Source organism: Actinomadura barringtoniae (assembly GCF_017573505.1).
Classification (GTDB): Bacteria; Actinomycetota; Actinomycetes; order Streptosporangiales; family Streptosporangiaceae; genus Spirillospora; species Spirillospora barringtoniae.
The window spans coordinates 75,685-82,916 of record NZ_JAGEOJ010000036.1 but is presented as its reverse complement, the minus strand read 5'-3'; the positions used below and the strand labels follow the sequence as shown (position 1 = coordinate 82,916).

General features: G+C 67.4%; 6 protein-coding genes and 1 pseudogene. 1 reads left to right on the top strand and 6 read right to left on the bottom strand.

Annotation, left to right across the window (positions count from 1 at the left end):
- The 6 genes and pseudogenes from J4573_RS50805 to J4573_RS50780 all read right to left on the bottom strand — a co-directional run.
- Positions 1-915 (bottom strand): annotated as a pseudogene (locus J4573_RS50805) (hypothetical protein); the annotation flags it as partial.
- Between the two features lie 325 nt (positions 916-1,240).
- Positions 1,241-1,690, bottom strand: coding sequence for a hypothetical protein (locus J4573_RS50800; protein WP_208263671.1), 450 nt, complete (start codon positions 1,688-1,690; stop codon positions 1,241-1,243).
- A gap of 642 nt (positions 1,691-2,332) precedes the next feature.
- Complete coding sequence (locus tag J4573_RS50795; protein ID WP_208263670.1) at positions 2,333-2,911, bottom strand: ATP-binding protein; 579 nt, start codon at positions 2,909-2,911, stop codon at positions 2,333-2,335.
- Between the two features lie 50 nt (positions 2,912-2,961).
- On the bottom strand, positions 2,962-3,801 hold the full coding sequence (locus tag J4573_RS50790) for a hypothetical protein (RefSeq protein ID WP_208263669.1): 840 nt from the start codon (positions 3,799-3,801) through the stop codon (positions 2,962-2,964).
- Between the two features lie 32 nt (positions 3,802-3,833).
- Entirely contained in the window at positions 3,834-4,262 is a 429-nt protein-coding gene (locus J4573_RS50785; protein WP_208263668.1) for a hypothetical protein, read from the bottom strand.
- Between the two features lie 330 nt (positions 4,263-4,592).
- Positions 4,593-5,135, bottom strand: coding sequence for a hypothetical protein (locus J4573_RS50780; RefSeq protein WP_208263667.1), 543 nt, complete (start codon positions 5,133-5,135; stop codon positions 4,593-4,595).
- Positions 5,136-5,878: 743 nt separating this feature from the next.
- Here J4573_RS50780 and J4573_RS50775 point away from each other — a divergent pair.
- Entirely contained in the window at positions 5,879-7,228 is a 1,350-nt protein-coding gene (locus J4573_RS50775; protein WP_504740203.1) for an NsdA family TPR-like regulatory protein, read from the top strand.
- The last annotated feature ends 4 nt before the right edge of the window (positions 7,229-7,232 follow it).

The window sequence follows — 7,232 nt, the reverse complement described above, 5'->3', positions numbered from 1 at the left end:
CCGCAGCGGGCGCGGCGCGGCGCGGCCCGTACGCGGCCCGGCGCCGTTTCCGGCGGGGCGGGGCTTGCCGGGCCGTGCGGGCACGGCACCGATGGCCTGGGCTACGCCGTGGGTTGCGGCGAACACGCGCTGCAACCCTGCGTCGGCTTCCAACTCGTCCTCGGCGACAACCGCCGCGTATGCGGTGGTGACCGCCGCAAGGAGATCGGTCAGCGCGCGGCGGGTCGCCTCGGTGCGCTGCGCGGACTCCAGCTCGGCGTCAATCTTCGCGCGGCGGGCTTCTTCCTCGGCCAGCCGGGCCTTGATCTCCGCGTCGGCGACCGCGCGGCGTTCGGCCTCTTCGGTCATGACCCGCATGGCGTCCGCGAGGGTGTCCGCGTCCACCACCGGCTCCACCGGCACCTCGTCGTCGTCCTCGTCGTCCGCGTCATGGTCCGCGTCCGCGTCGTTGGCGTCAGCGGTGGTGTCGGCCGGGGCGTCGCCGGTGGGCTCGGCTGCCGAGTCCGGCCCGTCGTCGGTCGCGGGCGTCTCGTCGGTCCCCGCGTCCGCCGCCGGGACGGCCTCCGGGTCGGTGGCGGCGGCGGGCGCGTCGGTAGGGGCGTCGGTGGGGGCGGGGGTCCACGTGTCGGGCTTGGTGCGCCCGCCCCGGCCCTTCTCACCCGGCGTGGATACCGCGTGTCCGGCCTCGGCGAACGCGGCGAGTTCGGTGCGGGCGTCCGCCGCTTTCACGCCCGCCGCCTTGGCGATCGCCGCGACGGTTGCGCCGGGGTTGGCGGTCAGCGCGTCCCACACCGCCCCGGCCGGGGCGGCCGGGGTAGCGGCCGGGGCGGGTGCGGCCGGGGCGGTAGTGGGGACGTCAGCCGGGTTGGCGGGGGTCGGGGTGTTGGTGGTGGCGGGGGTGGTGTTCGCGGCCATTTCATGACTCCTATTTCCGGGGCGCCGGGACCATTTCCCGTCCGCCGTATTTCGTTCGTTCCACCACCACCATTTCTCGATGAACACCCAACCTCAAGTCCACCCGACCATTTTCCATACCGCCAAAACGGCTGGAGAGGCTTACCTCACAAACACCACCCCGCCACACCAATTAACGACACCCCGCCGGACCGCTTGACTTCCGGGAATCGATGAGTCTTCGCGGGTGGAAAAGAGAAACGCGCGCCGCATCAAATGCGGCGCGCGTTCCGGGCGCGGTTCATAGGGCGGGGGTGACCGTGTCAGCGCCCGCGATGGGTGCGGGTCACCATGGGTACATTCCGGCCTCGGCGGCGGCTTCGTCGGTCATCCACAGGAACCGGACTCGGGCGATCACCCCGGGGGTGTCGATGTCTTCGGCGGCGTCGACGATGGCGTGCCATCCGTGGCCGGGGGTGTTGATGGTCCGGTCCATGACGTCGGTCAACGCGCTGAGTCGTTCCTCGGTGATCTCGTCGGCCCCGTGCACGTCCGGGGCCACCGGGTCGGGGTCGCCCTCGAACTTGATCACTTCGGCGGTCTTGTCGAAGTGGTACGCGGCGATCAGTCCGGCGGCGGCGTCGTCCGCGCTGATCTCGGCGCGGTGCGCGTCCCACCGGAACGCGTAGTCAGCGCCGACGAGTGCGCACCCGGCCGCGTCCAACACCGTCACGACCGGGTCGGCCGCGACGTTCATGACGGGGGCGGTGGTAGCGGGGGTGGTGTTCGCGGCCATTTCGATCTCCCTATATCGCGACCCGGCGGATTTTCTTTTCCGCCCGTGTTTTCCTTACGTATTAATTGTCACTCCGTCACGGGGCGTAATCAAGCAATTGGCCATGGACTTTACCAACCGTGAGGGCTGAACCGTCTTACCTTCACCACCGCCGCGCGGGAAAGGTAATGGAAAAGGTCGGGGGGTAGGGGGCGGGACTTTCCGGGGAAAGATTCGGTGCGGACGGCCGGGAGAACCACGACGGGCATGCGCCAGCTCGGGCCTCGCCGCCGGAGCCGGCGAGGCGGACTTGAGCGAGGAATGAGAGGACAAGGAGAGGAGGACAAGACTTGAGAAGAAGGCATCGGACGAGGACGACCACACTCGACACACATTGGACTCACCTGTACAGGTGAGTCGGGCCCACCAGGAGAACACCCTGCACGCACCCCACCTGCAAGAACATCCGAGTACTGGTCTTCTCCTCATAAGAAGGAGACCGACAAGGAGACCAAGAAGAAGACCCACAAGGAGACCGAGAAAGACCCCGCCCTGGGAGTGGAGACGAGGAAGGCCCTGCCCGCCGTCCACTGCGGACGTGCGGGCAGGGCCTCTATCCTGGCCCTGAGGGGCCAGCCTGCTAAGGACAGGCTGGGCCCTCCCTTATGACGTTGGAACCATCGTCAGGTCCGGCCTGGGGGCTGCCGGAGCCGGGCCGGAGGCGCGCAGGTCGATGTCGGCCCAGACGGTGTGCCCGCCGTTGGGGTGGCCGTGGATTCCGATCGATGTGGCCATGGTCTGGACGATGCGCAGGCCGCGTCCGTTCTCGACGAGGGCCTGCGGAGGCGGGGCGGGCTGGACGGTGGGTGTGCCTCCTCCCCCGAGGTCGGTGACGCCGATGTAGGAGAGGTCGGCGTATTCGAGTTCCAGTCCGAACCAGCCGTTCGGCTGGCCGGATCGGGTGTGGAGCAACGCGTTGCCCACCAGCTCGGTGACGATGGCCGCCACATCGTCCTCACGCGCAGACCCTGCGAACAGGGCACGCGCGAAGTCCCGTGCGGCCGCGATCTGTTCACGCTCGCCAATGTAAGCACGGCGCCAGACCATAGGTTCCGGGCTGCTCAACCATTCGAACGGCGAGCCGTACGTCCATTGCTGTCTTTGCATTTCCCGGGATTCCTCCTTGACGTAGCCGTCCGCCGCCGAATCCGGCCCGAATGACGCGGACGGCCCGGCCCCCATCACCGCTCGCCTCGTCGACCAAGGTCAAGGCGTCGTCACTCCGCGGTGCTTTAGTGTGAGTCACCGCCGTGTGAGTCGACGCCTCGGTGATCCGCCGGCCCTGGCCCATGAGGCCCGCAGTACGGGCAAGGTCCCTGCGAAGGCTCCAGCGATGCAAGGACGCTGTCGATGTCGGCCCAGGTGAGCACCTGAAAGTGCCGCCGGGTCGCGTCGCCCCATGCAGGACCCTGACCGCCAGGACTGTCGTTTCCCTGCGATGCGTTGCGAGGACGGCGCGTGTACACCCGCACCCGCGATTCCTGCTCGTGGTCGTACCACCGGCGTCGAACCTGAGTCCGGCCGCGCCAAAGGCGGGCGGTCATCAAGGCAGCCGAGTCACGGATCGCGGTCGACGCGATGGAGACCTGGCCATAGTGCGCCAGCGCCCAGAACGCGATCCGATAGTTGTGCTCGACCCGCGGCCAGATCTGTCGCACCGCCAGCTCGTCTACCACCTGTTCGTCGGCCGCAGGTGACGGCAAGCACCATTCCCCCCAGTAGACGGCATGGCCCTGCACCAGGCTGCCCTGCTCATCTCGGTTGCGGCTATCCAGATCAATTCCCCAGAGGCGTTCTCGCTCGGCGACCTCGCGAGCCAGGGCACTGAGCGCCGCACGCGACAATCCCGTCCGGCCAGGGGGTGTCTGGCTGACGTACAGAGTCTCGATCATGGTCGAGAGCGCGAGGTCATACTTATCCTCGATGGACAGGCAGGTCCACTGGGTCGGCTGCTGCCGTTCAACAAAGGCGCGGGCCAATTCCCACAGGCCGCCGAGGGTGTAGCCGTACGGCAATTCCAGGTCGCTGTGGATGACGGCAATACCGTCATCCACGCTGACTGGTGCAGACACGAAGGCCGCCTCTGCGTCGCCTCGGCTCACCATCACCGGCCCTTGTCTGGTGGCGGGAAGGTTTCCCTGCTCGGCAACAGCAGTAGCGTCCCGCGCACCTGCGAGCCGCCGCCCCCGCTGCTATGCCCGGGCGCCCCCTTGGCCGACAGGATCGCGGCTTGCTCGATTACCCATTGGGCCGCTACGTCAGGCTGAGTCGCCGGGCATACCCGCACCTGATGCCGTCCGAAGAACTCGCCTGTGCTGGCGTCGAGCTCTCTGTAGCCCAGCATTGCGACGCCGCTGTGCCGCCAATCCCGCGCGACCAGCACGTACAGGCCGCCCGGTGCGACGTCGCTGAGCGCGACGTCCAGCTCGGACCACATCTCCACCTCGTGGCGCACGTTGGTCAGATACAGGTGGCTCCTGGCGATCAGGTTCCGATGCCGGGACCGCAGCCGGTCTGGGATCTTCAGCATCACCTTCGTTGCTCCCTTCGTGTCACGGTTTGGGTCCTCCGGGCACGCATCGGAGACGACCGATCGCGCATCTCGCGCGTTTGGTCTCTGACACCGAGGCGGTGACCGTCTGCGTCCCACGCCAGCGCGCCCGGAGGGGTCTACTGATCCATCTGTCGCGGTAGTCACGAGGCTCAGGCCCTCCGGGCGTGCACCGTGGGCCCTTGCGGGGGTGCAGACGATCGACGGCGTGACCGTCTGCGGATCGAGCACCTTGCTTGCTGGGGAACAAAGCGGAGGTGTTCGTGACCCCGCGGGCACGCCCGGAGGGAGATTTGGAGGCCCCCGGAGGGTTCAGGGGCGGGATGCGCGCAGGCCGTCTTTGGCTACGATCTGCGGCGCGATCAGTGGCGCGTCTTCGTGATGGGTGCAGCACGCCTGGCTGAACAGATACGACCTTGGGGTCTTCTCGTGGAGGTGCCACAAGGTCGGATCAATCAGGTACTCGGCGGTGCTCAGCACGAGGCGCGACTCCCACGGCCCGATGATGGTGACGCCGCTGGGAGCGGTTCTGTCGATCGTCCCGGGCAGATACGGCACGTAGTACAGCCGGTTGCGGCCCCCTCCATAGCGGATGGAGAAGACCTCCCATTCCCCGCTGTGGAGCACGAAAGCCTCCAACCCCTTTGCGACATCAGCACTCGGCGACAGAGCGACGTCGGGGTGAGTGAGCGCGTAGTGCGCGAGCACAACTGCCTGGCCCACGATGGGAGAAGCCTTCTCGCTGCTGGCTTCTTCCCGATCAGTCACAACCGCAGTCATCCGGGCGTATAGCGCATCGTCACCGAGCAGCGTCAACCCGGTCTTGAGCTTGCGAGGCTGATCGTTGTCGGTCATCGGTGGGGTGTCCCTTCGGAGAGGTATCGGGGATGGAGGGATTGATCGAGTGACGACCGTGCGGCTTCATTCGGGCGACCACGCGTGGCTGGACCAGCCACAACAGGAGTGCACCAGCCAGGACACACGCCAGGCCGTAGGCCAGTTCGAGCACCAAGACCTGACCCACGGGCAGGTTCATGACTCGCGTCCTGGGTGAGTGTCTGCGGCTGCCCCCTGGCTCCCGCCTGCGTGCTTGGTGAGCCGTGCCAGCAAGGCGTCTTGTTGTCTACGCAGCGCCGTCAGTTCGTCTTCGGTTTCAGTGACGAGGTACGGGAGCAAGCCGTTGGCCCTGTGCGTTGCTGTGAGCTTGTCGGGGTGACGCAATGCCTGACGCCACTTGCCGTCCTCGTGGAACGGCTCGCCCCAGTGGCCATCAGTCTTGATGTGCGGCAGCGGGTCAAGCTCGGAGACGTGGGGCACCGTTCCGCGGGCTGGAAGGTCGCTCCGTCCTGCCGCCGGTGATCGATCTGGTCTGCTGGGTGTGGCGAGGGCCATTCCGGTCTCCCGGGGTGACTGATGGCAAAGTCTGCTGTCCGGAGGTACGCGGCGATACTGCTCCGTGACGCATAGTCAGCGCGATGTCACCAGCCCGCCATTAGGGCGACATTGCCCCGCCAGTTCGATCGATTCCCTGGTCTGGGAGGTAGGGCGTGCCCCTGAATGGGAAGCAGCCAGTTAGGCCCCCCGTTCGAAGGACCGCTATGGAGCATCCGCCGACATTGCTGGCCGCCCTCGCCGCCGCTCGACACTGGACGCAGCGCGACGCCGTGGCCGCCTTCGAGACCACGGCCCAAGCGATCGGCTCTAACGCCACAGTGAGCCCTCGGCAATGGGAACGGTGGTGCACGGGCAGGATCAACGGCCTACCGAGGCCAGCCTGCCGCCGTGTCCTTGAGGCCATGTTCGAGAGGCGAGTCGCCGAGCTGCTAGCTCCGCCGCCTCTCACCGTGCAACTGACTGGGCAGGCCGGCACCACTCCCAGGACGCAAGGCCCCGGCGCGCAACCCGCATACTGGAGTCACCAGACGCGAGACGATATCCCGCCCGGAGTTCTTGAGGAGATCACCGCCGTGGCCGACGACAGCGCGCGCTTCGCGCGCCGGGTCCGGCGATTGGACGAGACCACGATGGAGCAGCTCGACGCCGACGTCGCGCGGCTCGCCGAGGACTACCTTCGCCGCCCTCTGATCAACACGTTTCGTCGTGTAGCCGAGCTGCGCGGCGATGTATTCGGCATGCTCGATGAACGACACCCACTCGACCAGGAGCACGCCCTGTATCTGGTCGCCGGGAGGCTCTGTGCACTGCTCGCGCACGCGTCGGCCGACCTTGGGCACCCTAATGAGGCGGACACCCATGCTCGTACGGCACTGGTCTGCGCGGAGTTGATTAACGATGACCCACTCCGCGCCTACACCCGCTGGGTTCAGTCCCTGATCGCGTACTGGCGTGGGGACTACCGCACCGCCGCAACCATCGCTCAGCGTGCACGGGACCACGCCACTTCCGGGACCGCCTTGCTACGGCTGGCCTCCCAGGAAGCCCGTGCCCTGGCGGCCGCCGGCCAGGAGAGTGAGTTCACCCAAGCGGCTGCTCTTGCCCAAACCGCCCGGGATTCCGCCGTGTCTGAACCCGCCAGCGAGGCCGGAGTTTTTCGGTTCGCTCCGGGCAAGGCCGCCTACTACGCGGCCGAAGCACACACGGCAGTCGGAACCAGTGAGCACCTTGCTCGCGCGGTCGCCGAAGCCGATGAGGCGATCGCGCTGCTCACCGCAGAACCCGTCGTCTCGTCGGAGCTGGTCGCGGCCGCCCGACTCGATCTCGCCACCGCCTATATCGCCAGAGGCGACCTCGACGGCGCCGCCGAGCCATTCCGGCAGGTGCTAGACATCCCGCCACAGCATCGGACGATCCCAATCGTGGGCCGAGTACTGGCCGCAGCCCGCAAGCTGACCGTGACGGACGCCCCTGTTGCTGCTGATCTGATCGCCGAAGCCGAGGTCTTCGCGGCGTACCAGGCGGCTCCTCCTGAGCTACCTTCGGCGAGTTAGCAGC